Source organism: Pseudomonas sp. H3(2019) (assembly GCF_007713465.1).
Lineage (GTDB): Bacteria > Pseudomonadota > Gammaproteobacteria > Pseudomonadales > Pseudomonadaceae > Aquipseudomonas.
Genome location: NZ_VMSG01000017.1, coordinates 97,596 through 115,118, shown reverse-complemented (window position 1 = coordinate 115,118; position 17,523 = coordinate 97,596). Strand labels below are relative to the sequence as shown.

Sequence of the window (17,523 nt, the reverse complement as noted above, 5' to 3'; positions counted from 1 at the left end):
TTTCCTTGTTCCGTTCGGGTAACGTCAAGTTGCCATGAGTATTGGCAATCCCGTGATGGCAGTCAAAGGGACAATCAAGCCGTGTAGATTTTGTCTGCTGGCTTGTCCGCATTGCCGGGGTATTGGCAATTAGAGCCCATTAGTAGTGTTTCGGTAGGCACCTCCTGCAACTTGAGGGGCAGGGGCGAATATTTGTGTCTGGTTGATGGTAGACGGCTGTGGCGTTGGGGCAAGGGAACGTTTGTTTTCGGTGGTGTTGCAGGTGGATTTCGCATTGCCTGGGCATAAAAAAACCCGGCAATGCCGGGTTTTTTTGACTGCAAGCAGACTTAAGCGGTGAAGGTTTTGCCTTCGAACTGCTCAGCCACGAACTTCCAGTTAACCAGGTTCCAGAACGCTTCAACGTACTTCGGACGCAGGTTGCGGTAGTCGATGTAGTAAGCGTGTTCCCAGACGTCGCAGGTCAGCAGCGGGGTGTCGCCGCTGGTCAGCGGGTTGCCGGCGCCGATGGTGCTGGCCAGGGCCAGGGAACCGTCAGCTTTTTTCACCAGCCAGCCCCAACCGGAACCGAAGGTGCCGACCGAAGTCTTGGTGAATTCTTCTTTGAACTTGTCGAACGAACCGAAAGCCGCGTTGATTGCGTCAGCCAGTGCGCCGGTTGGTTGACCGCCAGCGTTTGGCGCCAGGCAGTTCCAGTAGAAAGTGTGGTTCCAGACCTGAGCGGCGTTGTTGAAGATGCCACCCGAAGAAGTCTTGACGATTTGTTCCAGGGTCTTGCCTTCGAACTCGGTGCCTGGCACCAGGTTGTTCAGGTTCACGACGTAGGTGTTGTGGTGCTTGTCGTGGTGATATTCCAGAGTTTCCTTGGAAATGTGCGGCTGCAGTGCATCGTGTGCGTAAGGCAGTGGCGGCAATTCGAAAGCCATGGTGATTCTCCTAATCAGGTCAGTTGCGGTGAGCGCAAGGCCGATCACGGGCGGCCAGACAAGCGCCGGGAGTTTGTACTCTTTGCGGCGCAGGTGTCGGATCATAGCACCGGGGGTGCGGCTTAACCACGCAACAACTGTGTGGAATAGAGGTTCCAGAGCCTTTGGGAATAATCAGGCGGCGCTGATCAGTTGAAAGGCCACGGTAAACATCATCACCGCCACCAGCAGGTCGAGAATCCTCCAGGTGCTCGGGCGTGCCAGCCACGGTGCCAGCCACGCGGCGCCTAGCGCCAGGGTGAAAAACCACAGCAATGACGCACTGGCCGCGCCCACCACATAAGCGCTCGGCACTGTTTGTTGGGCCCCGAGCGAACCGATCAGCAACACGGTGTCCAGATACACATGAGGGTTGAGCAGCGTCACCGCCAATGCACTGAGCAATACCGCGCGCAATGAACGCACGGTCTGGTTTTCACCCTGTTGCAGGCTTTGCTTGGAACAGGCGCGACGCAGGGCCAGGCTGCCGTACCACAGCAGGAAGGCCGCGCCACCCCAACGGGCGATCGCCAGCAACAGTGGATTTTGCGCGAGGATCGTCGCCAGCCCAAACACCCCGGCGGCCACCAGCAACGCATCGCAGGTCACGCAGAGCGCCGCCACCGGCAGGTGATGTTCGCGGCGCAGGCTTTGCGCCAGCACGAACGCATTTTGCGTACCGATCGCCATGATCAGTCCCGCAGCGACCAACAGGCCGTTCACATAGCTTTGCCACATAAGGTTTACTCCGCGTTTGCCGCGAGTTGCCGCAGTACCGACATCGCGCGCTTGGCGTCGGCCTGGCCGACAAACAAATGGTCGTGGTAATAGCCGGCAATCACGTTGCAGCTGATCCCGGCCTGGCCGAGGGCTGTGGCGAAGGCGGCGGTCAGGCCAACGGCTTCGAGGGCCGAATGCACGTTGAGGGTGATCCACGCCGCCAGATAGTCGAAACTCAACCCGGCCTTTTCGGCTTGCGAGCGCTCAAGGATCACCGTCAGGCCTTCCTGTTCGCGGAAACTGCCGATGATTTCGCAGTCCTTCGGCAGGTGACCGTCGCGAATCGTGCAGAACACGTATTCGCCGTCGTTGAGCTGCGGGCTCATGCTGCGCAGCAGGGTGTTCAGTGAGGTTTCGCCAGCCATGTCGCTGATCCTTTGTGAGGAGTTCTTGCTGGTCATTCTCCTGTCCCAGGATGTATAAGAAAAACCAATATTGCTGATCGCTCATTAGGAAAACTGATGTTCGACTATAAATTGCTGTCCGCCCTTGCTGCCGTGGTCGAGCAAGCCGGTTTCGAGCGTGCTGCTCAGGTATTGGGGTTGTCGCAATCGGCGATCTCCCAGCGCATCAAGTTGCTCGAAGCGCGCATCGGCCAACCCGTGCTGGTGCGGGCCACACCGCCGGCGCCGACCGAGATTGGCCGGCGTTTGCTCAACCATGTGCAGCAGGTGCGTTTGCTGGAGCGCGATCTGCAAAGCCTGGTGCCGGCGCTGGACGAAGAAGGCTTGCCGGAACGCCTGCGCATCGCTCTCAACGCCGACAGTCTGGCCACGTGGTGGGCCGAGGCGGTGAGTGACTTTTGCGCCGAGCAACATCTATTGCTCGACCTGGTGGTGGAAGACCAGACCGTTGGCCTCAAACGCATGCGCGCCGGTGAAGTGGCGGCGTGCGTGTGTGCCAGTGAGCGCCCGGTGGCGGGCGCTCGCAGCGTGTTGCTGGGCGCCATGCGTTACCGCGCGCTGGCCAGCCCGGCGTTTATTGCCCGGCATTTTCCCCAAGGGGTCAGGGCCGATCAGTTGGCGCGCACGCCGGCGCTGGTGTTTGGCCCGGATGACTTTTTGCAGCACCGCTACCTGGCGTCATTGGGCGTGGAGGGTGGTTTCGAGCATCATTTGTGCCCGTCATCCGAAGGTTTTATCCGTCTGACCGAAGCCGGTCTGGGCTGGGGACTGGTGCCGGAGTTGCAGGTGCGTGAACAGCTTGAGCGCGGTGTGCTGGTGGAGTTGTTGCCAGATAAACCAATTGATGTGCCGTTGTACTGGCATCATTGGCGCAATGGTGGCCAGTTGCTGGGGTTACTCACCGAGCATCTGGTACGTTTATCCAGGCAGTGGCTGGTGCCGTTGGACTGATGGGCAGCGTCAAGAGCACACGAAATTTGTAATGCAACACGCATGAAAAACGAAACACATCGGAGCAAGTCATGAAAATTCTGGTCACCGGCGCAAGCGGCTTCATTGGCGGGCGCTTTGCGCGTTTCGCCCTGGAGCAGGGCCTGGACGTGCGGGTCAACGGCCGCCGGGCCGAAGGCGTCGAACATCTGGTACGGCGAGGTGCGGAGTTCGTTCAGGGCGATTTGAGTGACCCGGAACTGGTTCGCGAGCTGTGCGCAGACGTCGAAGCCGTGGTGCATTGCGCGGGTGCGGTGGGGCTTTGGGGGCGCTATCAGGACTTCCATCAGGGTAACGTGCTGGTCACCGAAAACGTCGTCGAAGCCTGCCTGAAGCAAAACGTCCGGCGGCTGGTGCACTTGTCGTCACCCTCGATCTACTTCGATGGCCGCGACCACCAGGGGCTGACCGAAGAGCAAGTGCCCAAGCGTTTCAAGCATCCTTATGCGGCAACCAAATACCTGGCCGAGCAAAAGGTCTTCGGCGCCCAGGAGTTTGGTCTTGAAGTGCTGGCCCTGCGTCCGCGTTTTGTCACCGGCGCCGGTGACATGAGTATCTTCCCGCGCCTGCTGAACATGCAGCGCAAAGGGCGTTTGGCAATCATCGGCAACGGCCTGAACAAGGTCGATTTCACCAGCATGCAGAACCTCAACGAAGCCATGCTCAGCTGTTTGCTGGCGACGGGATCGGCGCTTGGCAAGGCCTACAACATCAGCAACGGCGCGCCGGTACCGCTGTGGGATGTGGTCAATTATGTAATGCGCCAGATGGAAGTCCCGCAGGTGACTCGTCATCGCTCCTACGGTTTGGCCTACAGCATTGCGGCGCTGAACGAGGGCTTTTGCGCACTCTGGCCGGGGCGTCCGGAACCGACCCTGTCACGTTTGGGCATACAAGTGATGAGCAAAAACTTCACCCTCGATATCAGCCGCGCCAGGCATTATCTGGACTACGATCCCAAGGTCAGTCTGTGGACGGCGCTCGATGAGTTTTGCGGCTGGTGGAAGGCTCAAGACCCGGGCGCAAAATAAACTCTGAACCGAGCTGGCCGCTCAAGGTCGATCAATGCGGCGAGTTCAGGGTTTATACTCGTCGCATTTAGCCATCACTGTGGTTCAGAAAGGTTGCCTCATGTCCATGCGTAACGATGCCAACGACGACTTCGATGATGTTCCGAGCCTGCGTGCCGACCCCCTCGATGACGATTTTCCAACCGCCGCTGCCCGTGAACACACCAGCGTACATGCGCGAAGCGCAAGCAGGGGCACCGTCAAAGTCCCGAACACTGGTCCATTGTGGGCTTTGGTCGGGGCGTTGCTGTTTGCCTTTGCCGGCCTTGCCTGGTGGAGCTTTCAGCAAATCTCGCTGATGGAGCAGCAACTGGTCGCGACCCAGGAAAGTTTTGCCCGCATCAGCGAGGAAGCCGCCGGGCGCTTGCAGGATATTTCCGGCAAAGTGGTCGCCAGTCAGTCGAACGTCACCAGTGACAGCGAAGCGCTGAAACTGAAAATCAAGCAACTTGAAACCAGGCTGGTGGAGCAGAACCAACAGCAGCAAGGCGTAGTCGGCCAGGCGTCGGACCTGGACAAGCGGCTGGCACAGATCGCTGCGCAAAGCGTCGAGCAACATGCCGTCAACACTCAATTGCAAACCGACCTGAAAGCCCTGAGCGCTGACGTGGCGACCCTGAAAAATACCCCGAGCGACACCAGCAAGTTCGATGCCCAGCTGAAAAGCCTCGGTGCCGAAATCACCGCCTTGAAGAAACAAGGCAACCCGAGCGCGGCGATCGAGCGCCTGGAGCAAGAATTGGTGGTGATCAAAAGCCAGCAGGACAGCCGCCCGGCCGCGGCTCAAGGCAGCAACGCCAATGTCGCCGAGTTCGACGCTTTCCGTGGCCAGGTCACGCGCAACATCACCACCTTGCAGAGCCAGATCCAGAACCTGCAACAGCAGCTCAACGCCCGACCTTGATGTGGCTGATCGTTCCCACGCAGAGCGTGGGAACGATCAGTGTAGGCGACTCGGTCTTTCTATCGAACCTTGTCTTCCCGCCCACGCAGCAACATGTTCGGCATCGCAATCGCCGCCGCCAGACCCAGCAACGACACCGCCGCGCTGACCATCAGCAAATGCCGGAAGGTCAGCAGCAGCTCGGCGCGCAAGGCGTTTTGAGTCTCGCCCGGTGCGGCGTTCAGGCCATCGAGCAAAACGTTTCCGGAACTGCCTTCGGCGATCAGCGACGAGCCGGTCAAATGGGCGAAACTCGAATCCTGCAACAGCGCCAGCAACAAGGCCGACATCAATGCCACGCCGACCGCGCCACCGAGTGAGCGAAACAGGTTGGTGGTGCTGGTGGCGACGCCGATGTCGCGTTGTTCCACCGAGTTTTGCGTACCGACCAAGGAGGTCGGGAACTGCATGCCGGCGGCAATGCCGCTGAGCATCATGAAGAAGCTGCTGATGAGCATCGCTTGCGGCGGGCTGAACGCCATGCCGAGAATTGCGATCGGGGTGAGCAGGGCGCCTGTCAGGATCATCGGTTTGTAACGACCGGTCACCGAGGTCCGGCGACCGGCGAAGTAGGCGCCCATCGGCAACCCCATCGCCAGCGGCAACAGGTGCAGCGCCGCACTGTCGGCCCCGGCCCCGGTGACGCTCTGGAAGCGCAGCGGCATCAGCACGATCAGCGAAATCGCCTGGAAACTGGTGAAGAAAATCGTGCACCAGCAGAGGAGCGCATTGCGGTTGGCGAACAGGTGCATCGGCAGCAAGGGCTCGCGTGCCCGCCGCTCATGCCAGACGAACAGCGTCAGGGTCAGCGCCGCACACGCCAGCAACCCGAGCACTTCGCTGCTGCGCCACGAATGCCCTTGGCCAACCTGAGTGATGCCCAGCAGCAACGCGGTCAGGCCGATGATCATCAGCAGCGTGCCCAAATAATCGATGACCGGCTTGCGCTGTGGCACCGGCAAACCCACCAGCGTACGGTTGGCCACCAGCCAGGCGCCGAGGCCCAGCGGCAGGTTGATCAGAAACACCCAGCGCCACGACAGGTACTCGGTCATGTAACCGCCGAGCACCGGCCCGGCCACGCTGGCCACTGCGTACATGCTGCTGAAGTAACCCTGATAACGCCCGCGTTCGCGGGGCGGCACGATATCGCCGATGATCGCCTGGCTGACCGAAATCATTCCGCCAGCGCCGATGCCCTGAATAATCCGGGCGAGGACCAGTTGCTCCATGCTCTGGGCCATGCCGCAAAACACCGAGGCCAGGGTGAACAATCCCATGCCGAAGAGCATCAGCCGCCGACGGCCGTAAAGGTCGCCGAGCTTGCCGTAGATCGGCACTGCCACGGTCATCGCCACCATGTAGCCTGCGATGACCCAGGCCAGCAGGCTGAAATCCTTGAACTGGGCGGAAATGGCCGGCATCGAGACGGCCACGATGGTTTGATCCAGCGCCCCGAGAAAGATCGCCAGCATCAGGGAGACCAACACGCTGCGGATGGCCGGTTTGGTGGATTCAGGCTGGTTCAGATTGGTCACGGGTCTAACCTGCGGGCGGTGATTAACCCGCAAGAGGCAAGGCGAGCGGGAATGCTCGCCAGTGTAAGTCGATAGCAGGCTATTCGATAGCCTCGTACGGAAGTCCGACGTAATTTTCTGCAATGGTTTTTCGACCGGCTTCGGAGTCGACGAAGTACTCGAGTTCCGATTCGCTGATGCGCTGGCTGAAGGCATCGTTGCCTTCGAAGGTGTGCAGCATCGAAGTCATCCACCAGGAAAACCGTTCCGCCTTCCAGACTCGCCGCAGGCAGATTTCCGAGTACTTCTCCAGCAATTCGGTGCGACCGTCGCGGTAGACCTTGAGCAGAATGTTGAACAGGGTGCTGACGTCGCTGGCGGCCAGGTTCAGGCCTTTGGCGCCGGTGGGCGGGACGATATGGGCCGCGTCGCCGACCAGGAACATCCGTCCGTACTGCATGGGCTCGACCACGAAACTGCGTAGCGGCGCGATGCTTTTTTCAATCGACGGTCCGGTGACCAGCGTGTCGGCAAGCGCCTGCGGCAGGCGCGATTTCAGCTCCTCCCAAAAGCGCTGATCGGACCAGTCCTCGACCTTCTCGTCAGCGGGCACCTGCACGTAATAGCGGGTACGTGTGGTCGAACGCATGCTGCACAACGCGAAGCCGCGAGCATGTCGGGCATACACCAGTTCATCGTGGACCGGCGGGGTGTCGGCGAGTATACCGAGCCAGCCGAATGGGTAGACCCGTTCGAATATTTTCAGCGTGTCGGCGGGAATCGATTGCCGTACGACACCATGGAAACCGTCGCAACCGGCAATGTAGTCGCAGTCCAGGCGCCAGGTTTCACCGTCCTTTTCAAAGGTCAGGAACGGCTCGGCGGATTTCATCCCGTGAGGCATCACGTTGCCGGCTTCGTAGAGGGTCGATGCCCCCGCCAAACGACGGGCAGCCATCAGATCACGGGTGACTTCGGTCTGGCCGTAGATCATCACGGTTTTGCCGCCGGTCAACGCGTGCAGATCGATGTGCACCTGGCGTCCATCGAGGGCCAGCTGGAAGCCGCCATGCACCAGACCTTCAGCGTCCATGCGCTGACTGACGCCGGCCTGGCGCAACAGCTCGACCATGCCCTGTTCCAGGACCCCGGCGCGGATTCGCCCCAGTACATAGTCGGGTGTCTGGCGTTCGACAATGACCGTGGCGATGCCGGCGTTGTGCAACAACTGGCCGAGCAGCAGGCCAGAGGGGCCGGCACCGATAATCGCGACTTGGGTTTTGAGGGTTTTCATTATTGTTAGGGCTCTCAAGCTTCACGCGGACAAAGTCGGTGAATGGTTTTTATGAATCGAGTGCTTGCATTTTTCGCTTGTGAGTCGGTCAATTGAAGGTGAAAACTGCGCTGAAACCTGTACATTTCGCCAATCGGGGCGATTACCGCCCGTTACGCTGAGGCCTGGACTGAAGTGATGAACAAGCCTGCCCTTCCTTCGATTCCTGTATTCAAACTCTATGGCGAGAGCCTGGACTGGCCGACCCCTGACTTGTTGCATTGCGAAACCATTTCTAAACGCAGCCGTGAACATCAATGGGAAATCAAACCCCATCGGCATGCCGATTTATGTCAGTTACTGTTTGTGTACAAAGGTCAGGCTGCGCTTGAGATCGAGGGGCAGCGCACGCAACTGAGCGAAGCCGCGATCCAGATCCTGCCACCGCTGTCGGTACATGGTTTTCGATTTTCCGAAGACGTAGAGGGATTTGTGGTGACACTGGCCGCGCCGCTGGTGGCTCATCTTCAAGCGCAACTGGGCAGTTCGGTGAATGCCCTGGCAGTGGCGGAGAGTTACGCGGCGGGAAGCCATGCGGACTACCTCAACAGCCTGTTTACAGCCTTGCAGAATGAATACGTCGGGCACCAGCCCGCACGGGAAATGCTCATGCATTCGCTGGTCAGCGTGATCATGGTGTGGGTCAGCCGCCAGGTGATCCAGCGCCGCGCCGCCAGTCAGCGACCACAGCGTGCACGCGAATACCTCAACGGTTTTATTCAGCTGGTGGAAGAGAATTATCGCCAGCACGTGAAGGTCGAGGACCTGGCACACCGGCTGGGGATTTCCGTGTCCCACCTCAACGGCACCTGCCGTGAGCTGGCGGGACAACCGGCATTGCAGATCATGCACGAGCGTCAGTTGCTGGAGGCCAAGCGATTGCTGACCTACACCAGCATGACCATTTACGAGATGTCGGATGTGTTGGGGTTCTCTGACCCGACCAATTTCACCCGGCTGTTTCGGCGCCGTGTGGGGATCTCACCGAAAGCGTTTCGGGATCGCTTGAAAGCTGATCAGGACAGCGAGGGCTAGGGGCCCTCGTTACTTGAGGTTCAGGGTCGCGGTGTGTGGAATGCACCGTTCGAAGTTGCAGCTGGCGTACTCGCGTGGCAGCTGCCGGGCCTGTTCAACGCGATAGGCGGCGGTGCCGTACAACGCCAGCGCGGCGGTGCAGGTGATAAAGATCGCGAGATACCTTCTGGTTTTGACGTTCATGGCGCTGACCTCTGAACCGGTACCCCTTATTTTTAAAGGGGTACTGATATCAGCATAGGTCAGAGGGGGGCAGCTGCAAGCTTCAAGCTTCAAGCGGCAAGCTACAAGTACAAGCCGAGCGCGTCGAGCTCTTGCTTGCAGCTTGAAGCTTACAACTTGTCGCTGCTTCAAAGCCCCGCATCCCACGCCGGTTCTTCGGGAAATCTCGACACCAGAAAATCCAGCATGCTGCGCAGCGCTGCGGGCATGTGTTTGCGTGAGGCGTACACCGCGTACATGTTCATCTGCCGTGGTTCGGCGTGAGGCAGCAGGCGCACCAGTTCGCCGCTGTGGATATGCACGCCGGCCTGGTAGCTGGGCAGCATCGCCACACCGGCACCGGCCATTGCTACGCGCAACAGCGTGCTGGCTTCGTTGGCGCTGATGTTGCCCTGCACCGGCACCGAAACCTGCTCACCGTCCTGTTCGAAATGCCAGAGGCTTTTGCCGAAGTAGGAGTGGGTCAGGCAATTGTGCTGGCTCAAATCCTCTACCCGTTGCGGCGTCGGGTGCTCGCGCAGGTAGGCGGGGGAGGCGCAGATCACCGAACGGCAAACCGTCAACCGCCGGGCAATCAGGTTCGGGTCCAGGTCGTTGCTGGTGCGAATCGCGAGGTCGATACGCTCGTCCACCAGGTTCACCGTGCGATCGAGCATTTGCAGGTCGATGCTGACCCCGGGAAAACGTTTGACGTAGGCCGCCATGGCGTCGGCCAGTTGCGCCTGGCCGAACGAGGTGCTGACGCTGATCCGCAGCAAGCCGCGTGGCGCATCGTCCGGCTCGCTGACGGCGGCCTGCATGTCGTTCGACAAATCGAGCATCTGCCGACAGCGCGGCAGGATCTCGGTGCCGGCGGCGGTCAGGCTGAGTTTGCGCGTGGTGCGGTGCATCAAGCGCGCCCCGACCCAGTCCTCCAGTTCGGCCAGATAGCGCGACACTACCGGGCGCGACAGGTCCAGATGATCGGCCGCGGCTGACTGGCTGCCGAGGTCGACGACGGTGACAAACACCCGCATTGCTTGAAGACGATCCATGATTTGCCCGCTTTCAGAAACAAACTATGTTCAAGCATCGCATTTTTTGTAGCGAGTCAGGCAACTAAGCTCTGTCCCATCGCCAAACACGGCTTATGCACAACGGAGCAGCACCATGATCGGCTTCACTTCTCTCAAGCACCTTTTACTCGCCACCGCCACCCTGGGCTTTGCCGCTCATGCGGCAGCCGCCACTCCGGCACTGACCCTGGACGTCTACAACCCAAGCGCCGCTGCGATCTTCCCGGTGACTTCGGTACTGGTCAGCGGCGAGAAAGAAGCGATTCTGGTGGACGCGCAATTCGGCAAATCCCAGGCCGAGCAAGTGGTGGAAAAAATCCGCGCCAGCGGCAAGCAACTGACCACCATCTACATCAGCCACGGTGACCCGGATTACTACTTCGGCCTGGACACCCTCACCACCGCGTTCCCAAAAGCCAAAGTGCTCGCCTCGCAGCCGACGGTTGATCACATCAAGGCCACCGTTGAAGGCAAAGTAGCGTTCTGGGGACCGAAATTAGGTGCTGATGCACCGGCAAAAACCATCGTGCCGGGTGTGCTCAAGGGCCATAGCCTGACCCTGGAAGGCAAGAAGCTCGACATCATTGGCCTGGACGGCAAGCAACCGGACCGGACCTTTGTCTGGATCCCGTCGATCAAAGCCGTGGTCGGTGGTGTGGTCGTCGCGGAAAACATCCACGTGTGGATGGCCGATACTCAAAGCGCGCAGTCCCATGCCGATTGGTTGACTACCCTGAACACCATCGACAGCCTGAAACCGAACACCATCGTTCCAGGTCATTACCTGGGTGACAGCGCACGTTCGCTGGCCGCTGTGCACTTCACCGCCGACTACATCAAGGCGTTCGACGCTGAAACGGCCAAGGCCAAAGATTCGGCCGAGCTGATCGCCGCGATGAAAAAGCGTTACCCGAACCTCGGCGAAGAAAGCTCGCTTGAGCTGAGCGCCAAAGTCGCCAAAGGCGAGATGAAGTGGTAACCCGCTGAAGTAACGACTGTGGTGATGTTGATCGTTCCCACGCTCTGCGTGGGAATGCAGCCCGTGACGCTCCGCGTCACACCTGAACTGGAGAATCTCATGAGCAAGATCGCAATCATTGGCGCCACCGGCCGTGCCGGTAGCCAACTGCTGGAAGAAGCCCTGCGTCGCGGTCACAGCGTCACCGCCATCGCCCGCGACACCTCGAAAATCAGCCCGCGTGCCGGTGTCGTCAGCAAGAATGTTGACGTTGCCGACGGTGCAGCGTTGCAAGCGGCGGTTGCAGGTGTTGATGTGGTGATCAGCGCGGCACACTTTTCGACGATCCCGGCCAGCGCGATTATCGAACCGGTCAAAAAGGCCGGCGTGAAACGTTTGCTGGTGGTCGGCGGTGCCGGTTCCCTGTTGGTGCCGGATGGCAGCAAAGTCATCGAATCCCCGAACTTCCCTGAAGAGTACAAGGCCGAGGCCACTGCCGGTGGCGTCTACCTCGACACCTTGCGTCAGGAAAAGGATCTGGACTGGACCTTCCTTTCACCGTCGGCACTGTTCGTCGAAGGCGAGCGTACCGGCACCTTCCGCGTGGGCAAGGACCATCTGCTGGTGAGCGCCGAAGGCAAGAGCTGGATCACCTTCGCCGACTACGCGATTGCGATGATTGATGAAGTCGAGAAGCCAGCGCATAGCCGTCAGCGGTTTACTGTGGGCTACTGATCCACAGGACACGGCGCGTAATGATCGTTCCCACGCGGAGCGTGGGAACGATCATAGAGGTCAGATTCACCGCGCCTGCGCCTGCACCACCAGCCATTCCATCAATTCACGCAACTGCGGCGACGGTCCCGGTTTCTGCGGGAATACCAGGTAATACCCCAGCCCCGTTTTCACCTTCAAATCAAAGGGCATGACCAGCCGTCCGGCACTCAGGTCATCGCCGATCAACGACCAATCCCCAATCGCCACCCCCGTCCCTTGAGACGCCACGGACATCGCCAGGTCCAGGGTTTCGAAATGCTGACCCTTGCCCAGTGTGCTGAGGTTGACGTCCGCCGCTTTCAACCAGGCCTTCCAGTCCCGCTGATCGCGCGTTGGGTGCAGCAGCAAATGTTTATTCAGGTCCGCGGGACTGTGCAGCGGCACCGGGCCGTCGAGCAGTGGCTGAGAGCAGACCGGTGTCAGTTGCTCATCAAACAGATGCACGGACGCCAGTGAACTGTCGGGCGGTGCGCCATACATGACGGCGGCGTCGAACTGTTCGCGATGGAAATCCACGCCATGTTGCACCGTGGTGGTCAGCTCCACCGGTACGTCCGGGCGTTCCTTTTGCCATTGCAGCAAACGCGGCAGCAGCCAGCGCATGACGCAGGTCGGGGCCTTGAGCTGCAAGGTTTCGCGGTGTGCGCCCACCTGTTCCACCGCCTCATCGATCAAACCGAACACCTGCTGGATCCGTGGCAGCCACTCGAGCCCCTCGGCCGTCAGGCTCAAACCGCGTGCCTGACGGTGAAACAGCGTGTAGCCCAAATGTTCTTCCAGCCCGGCGATCTGCCGGCTCACCGCGCCCTGAGTGATGTGCAACTGCTCGGCCGCCCGGGTGAAATTGCAGCACTGGGCCGTGATCAGGAACGTGTGCAGCGCGGGAAGGGGGGGAAGTCGTTTCATGGGACGCCAAGGCATGAGGTGAGGACATGGCGAGTATGACTTTTTATCGATTGTTGCGGCTACCCGCAGACCGTTCCAATAACGCCATGACTGAGCACTGCAGCGCGCCTTCAAATGCCGCGCGGGGCCAGCGTCTCAACGAACAAGAAGGGTAAAGATATGGCGACGTGCGGCGAAGTATTGGTCAAGTTACTCGAAGGTTACGGGGTCGAGCAGGTGTTCGGCATTCCCGGCGTGCATACCGTTGAGCTGTATCGCGGGCTGGCCCGTTCGAGCATCAACCACGTTACTCCGCGTCACGAGCAGGGTGCCGGCTTCATGGCTGACGGTTATGCACGCACCAGCGGCAAACCGGGTGTGTGCTTCATCATCACCGGTCCCGGCATGACCAACATCGCCACGGCGATGGGCCAGGCCTACGCCGATTCGATCCCGATGCTGGTGATTTCCAGCGTGCAATCGCGCAGTCAGTTGGGCGGTGGACGCGGCAAGCTGCACGAACTGCCGAACCAGGGCGCGCTGGTGGCCGGCGTTGCGGCGTTCTCCCATACGCTGATGTCCGCTGCTGAATTGCCAGGTGTACTGGCCCGTGCCTTTGCCTTGTTCCAGGCTGGCCGGCCGCGTCCGGTGCACATCGAAATTCCGCTCGACGTGCTGGTCGAAGACGCCGATGCCTTGCTCGCCAGCCAACCGGTGAGCATCACTCGCGCCGGTGCGGCGCCGTCGGCCGTGGCGCAGATGAGCGAATTGCTGGCCAACGCCAAACGCCCGTTGATCCTCGCCGGTGGCGGTTCGATTGACGCGGCGGCCGAGCTGACCCGGCTCGCCGAATTACTCGATGCACCGGTAGCGTTGACCATCAACGCCAAAGGCATGCTGCCGTCGGCGCACCCGTTGCTGATCGGTTCGACGCAAACGCTGGTGGCCACCCGCGCCCTGGTGGCTGACGCCGACGTGGTGCTGGCAATCGGTACTGAACTGGCCGAGACCGACTACGACGTGACCTTTGCCGGCGGCTTTGAAATTCCGGGCACCTTGCTGCGGGTCGACATCGATCCGGACCAGACCGTGCGCAACTACCCACCGAAGGTGGCGCTGGTCTCCGACGCACAAAGCGCGGCCCAGGCCTTGCTAGACGGCCTGGCCAAACATTCGCTCGCCGAGCGTTGCAGCGATTGGGGCCAGGCTCGCGCTGCCAGCTTACGTGCCGAGCTTGAAACTATCTGGGATGCGCCAACCCGTGCGCAGACGCTGTTCCTGCACACCGTGCAGGATGAGTTGCCGGAAGCGGTATTCGTCGGCGACTCGACCCAACCGGTGTACACCGGCAACCTGACATTCAACCCGGAGCGCCCGCGTCGCTGGTTCAACTCGTCGACCGGCTACGGCACCCTCGGCTATGCCTTGCCGGCGGCCATTGGCGCGTGGCTCGGTGGTGGTCAGGAACGCAACAGTCGTCCACCGGTGGTGTGCCTGATCGGCGACGGCGGCCTGCAATTCACCTTGCCGGAACTGGCCAGTGCGGTGGAAGCACGCACCCCGGTCATCGTCCTGTTGTGGAACAACCAGGGCTACGAAGAGATCAAGAAATACATGGTCAACCGCGACATCGAACCGGTTGGCGTCGACATCTATACCCCGGATTTCATCGCCGTGGCCAAAGGCCTGGGCTGTGCGGCACACGCTGTCAGCGGTGTCGAAGAGCTGCGCGCGGCACTGCGTGCGGCGACTGATCGCCAGGGCCCGACGCTGATCGAAATCGACCAGACCCAGTGGATGAAGGCGGTGTCGGCATGAGCTTTCCAATCACCCAGGAAGGTCTGTACATCGACGGCCAATGGTCGGCTGGCGACGAGCATTTGCGGGTCATCAATCCGGCGACCGAAGCGCTGTTGACCACCGTCAAGGGTGGCGATCAGCGCGCAGTTGATCAAGCGGTCACGGCGGCCAGCGCGGCGTTTGTGCAGTGGTCGAAAACCACCGGTGCCGAGCGCGGCGCGGTGCTGCGCAAGATTGCCAACGGTGTGCAGGCACGCCGCGAGCGCTTGATGTACTTGCAGTCGAGCAACAACGGCAAGCCACAGTTCGAAGCGGGCATCGACGTCGATGACGTGATCGCCACGTTCGAGTATTACGCGGGTCTCGCTGAAGCGCTGGACGCCGGCCAGGACCGCGTTGTGGAGCTGCCGAGCGAAGACTTCGCCGCCCGCGTGCGCCGTGAAGCGTGCGGTGTGGTCGGGTTGATCGTGCCGTGGAACTTCCCGATGGTCACCACCGCCTGGAAGCTCGCGCCAGCCTTGGCGGCGGGGTGCTGCGTGGTGCTCAAACCTTCGGAAGTCACGCCGCTGCCGGAGCTGGAACTGGCGGCGATCATCGCCGAGAGCGGTTTGCCCAACGGTGTCTTCAACCTGGTCTGCGGTACAGGGCTGGCGGTCGGTGCGCCGCTGTCGGCCGATCCGGGGGTAGCGAAAATCTCCTTCACCGGCAGCAACGCGGTGGGCGTTCAGGTCATGCAGCGTGCGGCGGAAACCGTCAAAGGCGTGAGCCTGGAACTGGGTGGCAAATCCTCGCTGCTGGTGCTGGCGGATGCCGATCTTGAGCTGGCCGTGGAGCTGGCCTGCGGCGGTGGTTTCTTCAACGCCGGGCAGATGTGTTCGGCCACCAGCCGGGTGTTGGTCGCCGATGAACTGGCGGATGAATTCCTGCTGCGCCTGACGGCGCGGGCCAAGGCGATCCGCGTGGCTGACCCGTTTGATCCCGAGGTTGAAATGGGCGCGTTGGTCAATCAGGCGCAATACCAGCGGGTGCAGGGCCACATTGATCGCGGCTTGAGCGCGGGCGCGCGGCTGGTCTGTGGCGGTGACCGGCCTGCCGATCTGCCGCATGGCTATTTTTTGCGGCCGACCATTTTCACTGAAGTGCCCCTCGACAGTGCGTTGTGGTGTGAAGAGATTTTTGGCCCGGTGCTCTGTGTCCGCAGTTTTGCCTCGGAGCAGGAGGCGATCGAGCTGGCCAACGACAGCCAGTTCGGTCTGGTGGCCAGCGTGGTCAGCGGTGATCCGCTGACCGCCGAACGGGTCGCCAACGCCTTGCAGGCCGGGTTGGTGTGGATCAACGCGCCGCAGGTGATCTTCCCGCAGACGGCCTGGGGCGGCTACAAGCAGAGCAGCATCGGCCGCGAGTTGGGGCCGTGGGGCTTGCAGGCGTTTCAAGAAATAAAGCACGTGATTCGCGCCGTCTGACGGCACGAAAACGGTCCGCGCATGCCTCGTAACGAGGCATGCGCCTGGGACATGGCACCAATGATTTTTTTTCGATTGTTGCGCGTTTTGCGTGACCTCAGGATGAACCCGCAGACCTCGCTACAACCCTTGTATTACGGGGGCTTGCAGCGGATCGAAGAGCGCGGGCGCAAGGGATGCTCCTAACTCATACCTACAACAATAAAGGGAGTCCTTCATGGGCGATCATGATCTGAACAGAAGACAATTCATCAAGACCGTCGGTGTTGCATCGGTTGCGGTGGCCGCCATGAGCATGCCGTTCATCCGCGCCAACGCCAGTGACACACGTTTTCAGGGCAAGACCCTGCGGCTGTTGACCTGGTCCGATGACACCGGGCTTGCCGCGCTGCGCAACATCGCCGCGACCTTTGAAGCCAAAACCGGCGCCAAGGTCATCGCGGACCGCACCGGCAGTACTTCGGAAATGGTCGCCAAACTGAAGGCCGGTGGTGATCGTCCGCAATACGACGTCATCACCCTGGCTGGTGTGGGCGCTGAAGGCCTGGCCGCAGCCGGCCTGCTGGAAAAGCCCGACCTGAACCGCATTCCCAACCTGATCGACGTACCGGAGAAATACCGCACCGGGGCCAACGGCCACGGCATCGGTTATCTGCTCTGGTGCAACAGCCTCGTCTACAGCAGCCGCACGCAGAAAGAAGCCCCGGACAGCTACGCGGCCCTGTGGGACGCGGACCTGGCGCCGAACATCTTCCTGCCGCCGCCGAACTGGACCGAGGCCATGGACCTGATCATCATCGCCGCCAAACTGGCCGGTGGTGACGAACACAACATCGAACCCGGCTTCAAGAAGCTCGCCGAGCTCAAGAGCCGCGTGGTGACCCTGGGGGAAAACCCGAACCAGATTGCCGAACTGTTCCGCACCGGCTCCCTGGACATGGGGGGGCTGTACGCTCCAGCGTTCTTCCCGAAACAGATCCGCGATCCGAACTACGGTCTGAGTGCAACCTTTGGCATGAAGGAAGGTTTCTACACCGACCTGATGCAGTCGGTCATGCCGAAGAACCGTCCGGGCGATACCGACCTGGCCTATGCCTTCATCAACCACTCACTCGATCCGCTGGTGCAGGGCAAGATGGCCGAAGACATCTATAACGGCCCGGTCAACGCCAAGGCAATCATCTCTGCCGAAGCGCGCAAGAGCCCGTACATCCTGACGCCGGAGCAGATTGCCGAGAAGGCGATCATGCACGACAACGCCTTCCTGGCGACTGTGCATGACCAATGGATTCGTCGTTACACGGAAATCTTCTCTTCCTGATCGAG

General features: G+C 60.7%; 17 protein-coding genes. 9 read left to right on the top strand and 8 right to left on the bottom strand.

The features are described 5' to 3' along the window. Positions 1–329: 329 nt before the first annotated feature. The 3 genes from FPT12_RS18075 to FPT12_RS18065 form a co-directional block, all read right to left on the bottom strand. Positions 330–926 (bottom strand): superoxide dismutase, encoded by a 597-nt coding sequence (locus FPT12_RS18075; RefSeq protein WP_019693327.1) that lies wholly within the window; start codon positions 924–926, stop codon positions 330–332. Positions 927–1,100: 174 nt separating this feature from the next. Next, positions 1,101–1,703, bottom strand: a complete 603-nt coding sequence (locus FPT12_RS18070; protein WP_145018036.1) for a LysE/ArgO family amino acid transporter — start codon at positions 1,701–1,703, stop codon at positions 1,101–1,103. A 5-nt stretch (positions 1,704–1,708) separates the two neighbouring features. Further along, positions 1,709–2,110: an ACT domain-containing protein gene (locus tag FPT12_RS18065; protein WP_145018033.1), complete on the bottom strand. Its 402-nt coding sequence runs from the start codon at positions 2,108–2,110 to the stop codon at positions 1,709–1,711. 96 nt (positions 2,111–2,206) lie between these two features. Between FPT12_RS18065 and FPT12_RS18060 the strand changes: the two genes are divergently transcribed. From FPT12_RS18060 to FPT12_RS18050, 3 genes are all read left to right on the top strand, one after another. Next, positions 2,207–3,100, top strand: a complete 894-nt coding sequence (locus FPT12_RS18060) for a LysR family transcriptional regulator ArgP (RefSeq protein ID WP_054593769.1) — start codon at positions 2,207–2,209, stop codon at positions 3,098–3,100. A gap of 71 nt (positions 3,101–3,171) precedes the next feature. Then, a complete protein-coding gene (locus FPT12_RS18055; RefSeq protein WP_145018030.1) occupies positions 3,172–4,170 on the top strand; it encodes an NAD(P)-dependent oxidoreductase in 999 nt (332 codons plus the stop codon). Positions 4,171–4,270: 100 nt separating this feature from the next. Then, the gene (locus FPT12_RS18050) at positions 4,271–5,113 is read left to right on the top strand and encodes an ATPase (RefSeq protein ID WP_178098803.1); all 843 of its coding nucleotides are present in this window, start codon (positions 4,271–4,273) and stop codon (positions 5,111–5,113) included. A 59-nt stretch (positions 5,114–5,172) separates the two neighbouring features. Here the strand turns inward: FPT12_RS18050 and FPT12_RS18045 are convergent, their stop codons facing one another. Both FPT12_RS18045 and pobA read right to left on the bottom strand, forming a co-directional pair. After that, the gene (locus FPT12_RS18045) at positions 5,173–6,690 is read right to left on the bottom strand and encodes an MDR family MFS transporter (RefSeq protein ID WP_145018027.1); all 1,518 of its coding nucleotides are present in this window, start codon (positions 6,688–6,690) and stop codon (positions 5,173–5,175) included. Positions 6,691–6,769: 79 nt separating this feature from the next. Next, positions 6,770–7,963 carry a 4-hydroxybenzoate 3-monooxygenase gene (gene pobA / locus FPT12_RS18040; protein ID WP_145018024.1) on the bottom strand — a complete coding sequence of 398 codons (1,194 nt, stop codon included), beginning with the start codon at positions 7,961–7,963 and terminating at the stop codon, positions 6,770–6,772. 177 nt (positions 7,964–8,140) lie between these two features. Between pobA and FPT12_RS18035 the strand changes: the two genes are divergently transcribed. Further along, positions 8,141–9,037, top strand: coding sequence for a helix-turn-helix domain-containing protein (locus FPT12_RS18035; RefSeq protein WP_145018021.1), 897 nt, complete (start codon positions 8,141–8,143; stop codon positions 9,035–9,037). A 9-nt stretch (positions 9,038–9,046) separates the two neighbouring features. Here the strand turns inward: FPT12_RS18035 and FPT12_RS27680 are convergent, their stop codons facing one another. Both FPT12_RS27680 and FPT12_RS18030 read right to left on the bottom strand, forming a co-directional pair. Continuing rightward, positions 9,047–9,220, bottom strand: coding sequence for a hypothetical protein (locus FPT12_RS27680; RefSeq protein ID WP_020723547.1), 174 nt, complete (start codon positions 9,218–9,220; stop codon positions 9,047–9,049). A gap of 167 nt (positions 9,221–9,387) precedes the next feature. Next, a complete protein-coding gene (locus FPT12_RS18030; RefSeq protein ID WP_145018018.1) occupies positions 9,388–10,293 on the bottom strand; it encodes a LysR family transcriptional regulator in 906 nt (301 codons plus the stop codon). A 115-nt stretch (positions 10,294–10,408) separates the two neighbouring features. Here FPT12_RS18030 and FPT12_RS18025 point away from each other — a divergent pair, with 115 nt between their 5' ends. Together FPT12_RS18025 and FPT12_RS18020 are read left to right on the top strand one after the other, a co-directional pair. Continuing rightward, on the top strand, positions 10,409–11,293 hold the full coding sequence (locus FPT12_RS18025) for an MBL fold metallo-hydrolase (RefSeq protein ID WP_145018015.1): 885 nt from the start codon (positions 10,409–10,411) through the stop codon (positions 11,291–11,293). A gap of 99 nt (positions 11,294–11,392) precedes the next feature. Beyond that, the gene (locus FPT12_RS18020; protein ID WP_145018010.1) at positions 11,393–12,007 is read left to right on the top strand and encodes an NAD(P)-dependent oxidoreductase; all 615 of its coding nucleotides are present in this window, start codon (positions 11,393–11,395) and stop codon (positions 12,005–12,007) included. Between the two features lie 66 nt (positions 12,008–12,073). On the opposite strand, the gene FPT12_RS18015 is transcribed toward FPT12_RS18020, so the two are convergent. Beyond that, positions 12,074–12,955 (bottom strand): LysR substrate-binding domain-containing protein, encoded by an 882-nt coding sequence (locus FPT12_RS18015; protein WP_145018007.1) that lies wholly within the window; start codon positions 12,953–12,955, stop codon positions 12,074–12,076. Positions 12,956–13,114: 159 nt separating this feature from the next. Between FPT12_RS18015 and FPT12_RS18010 the strand changes: the two genes are divergently transcribed. From FPT12_RS18010 to FPT12_RS18000, 3 genes are all read left to right on the top strand, one after another. Beyond that, entirely contained in the window at positions 13,115–14,752 is a 1,638-nt protein-coding gene (locus tag FPT12_RS18010) for a 5-guanidino-2-oxopentanoate decarboxylase (protein ID WP_145018004.1), read from the top strand. Then, positions 14,749–16,197: an aldehyde dehydrogenase family protein gene (locus FPT12_RS18005; RefSeq protein WP_145018001.1), complete on the top strand. Its 1,449-nt coding sequence runs from the start codon at positions 14,749–14,751 to the stop codon at positions 16,195–16,197. Before FPT12_RS18010 ends, FPT12_RS18005 begins: the two co-directional genes overlap by 4 nt. Positions 16,198–16,414: 217 nt before the next feature. Beyond that, complete coding sequence (locus FPT12_RS18000) at positions 16,415–17,518, top strand: ABC transporter substrate-binding protein (protein WP_145017998.1); 1,104 nt, start codon at positions 16,415–16,417, stop codon at positions 17,516–17,518. The last annotated feature ends 5 nt before the right edge of the window (positions 17,519–17,523 follow it).

What these genes read in the sequence shown, in the direction of transcription:
- FPT12_RS18010 (WP_145018004.1), top strand. Translation starts at nt 13,115, where the DNA reads ATGGCGACGTGCGGCGAAGTATTGGTCAAGTTACTCGAAGGTTACGGG.
- FPT12_RS18020 (WP_145018010.1), top strand. Translation starts at nt 11,393, where the DNA reads ATGAGCAAGATCGCAATCATTGGCGCCACCGGCCGTGCCGGTAGCCAA.
- FPT12_RS18015 (WP_145018007.1), bottom strand. Translation starts at nt 12,955, where the DNA reads ATGAAACGACTTCCCCCCCTTCCCGCGCTGCACACGTTCCTGATCACG.
- FPT12_RS18060 (WP_054593769.1), top strand. Translation starts at nt 2,207, where the DNA reads ATGTTCGACTATAAATTGCTGTCCGCCCTTGCTGCCGTGGTCGAGCAA.
- FPT12_RS18065 (WP_145018033.1), bottom strand. Translation starts at nt 2,110, where the DNA reads ATGGCTGGCGAAACCTCACTGAACACCCTGCTGCGCAGCATGAGCCCG.
- FPT12_RS18070 (WP_145018036.1), bottom strand. Translation starts at nt 1,703, where the DNA reads ATGTGGCAAAGCTATGTGAACGGCCTGTTGGTCGCTGCGGGACTGATC.
- FPT12_RS18075 (WP_019693327.1), bottom strand. Translation starts at nt 926, where the DNA reads ATGGCTTTCGAATTGCCGCCACTGCCTTACGCACACGATGCACTGCAG.
- FPT12_RS18005 (WP_145018001.1), top strand. Translation starts at nt 14,749, where the DNA reads ATGAGCTTTCCAATCACCCAGGAAGGTCTGTACATCGACGGCCAATGG.
- FPT12_RS18035 (WP_145018021.1), top strand. Translation starts at nt 8,141, where the DNA reads ATGAACAAGCCTGCCCTTCCTTCGATTCCTGTATTCAAACTCTATGGC.
- FPT12_RS18000 (WP_145017998.1), top strand. Translation starts at nt 16,415, where the DNA reads ATGGGCGATCATGATCTGAACAGAAGACAATTCATCAAGACCGTCGGT.
- FPT12_RS18055 (WP_145018030.1), top strand. Translation starts at nt 3,172, where the DNA reads ATGAAAATTCTGGTCACCGGCGCAAGCGGCTTCATTGGCGGGCGCTTT.
- FPT12_RS27680 (WP_020723547.1), bottom strand. Translation starts at nt 9,220, where the DNA reads ATGAACGTCAAAACCAGAAGGTATCTCGCGATCTTTATCACCTGCACC.
- FPT12_RS18050 (WP_178098803.1), top strand. Translation starts at nt 4,271, where the DNA reads ATGTCCATGCGTAACGATGCCAACGACGACTTCGATGATGTTCCGAGC.
- FPT12_RS18030 (WP_145018018.1), bottom strand. Translation starts at nt 10,293, where the DNA reads ATGGATCGTCTTCAAGCAATGCGGGTGTTTGTCACCGTCGTCGACCTC.
- pobA (WP_145018024.1), bottom strand. Translation starts at nt 7,963, where the DNA reads ATGAAAACCCTCAAAACCCAAGTCGCGATTATCGGTGCCGGCCCCTCT.
- FPT12_RS18025 (WP_145018015.1), top strand. Translation starts at nt 10,409, where the DNA reads ATGATCGGCTTCACTTCTCTCAAGCACCTTTTACTCGCCACCGCCACC.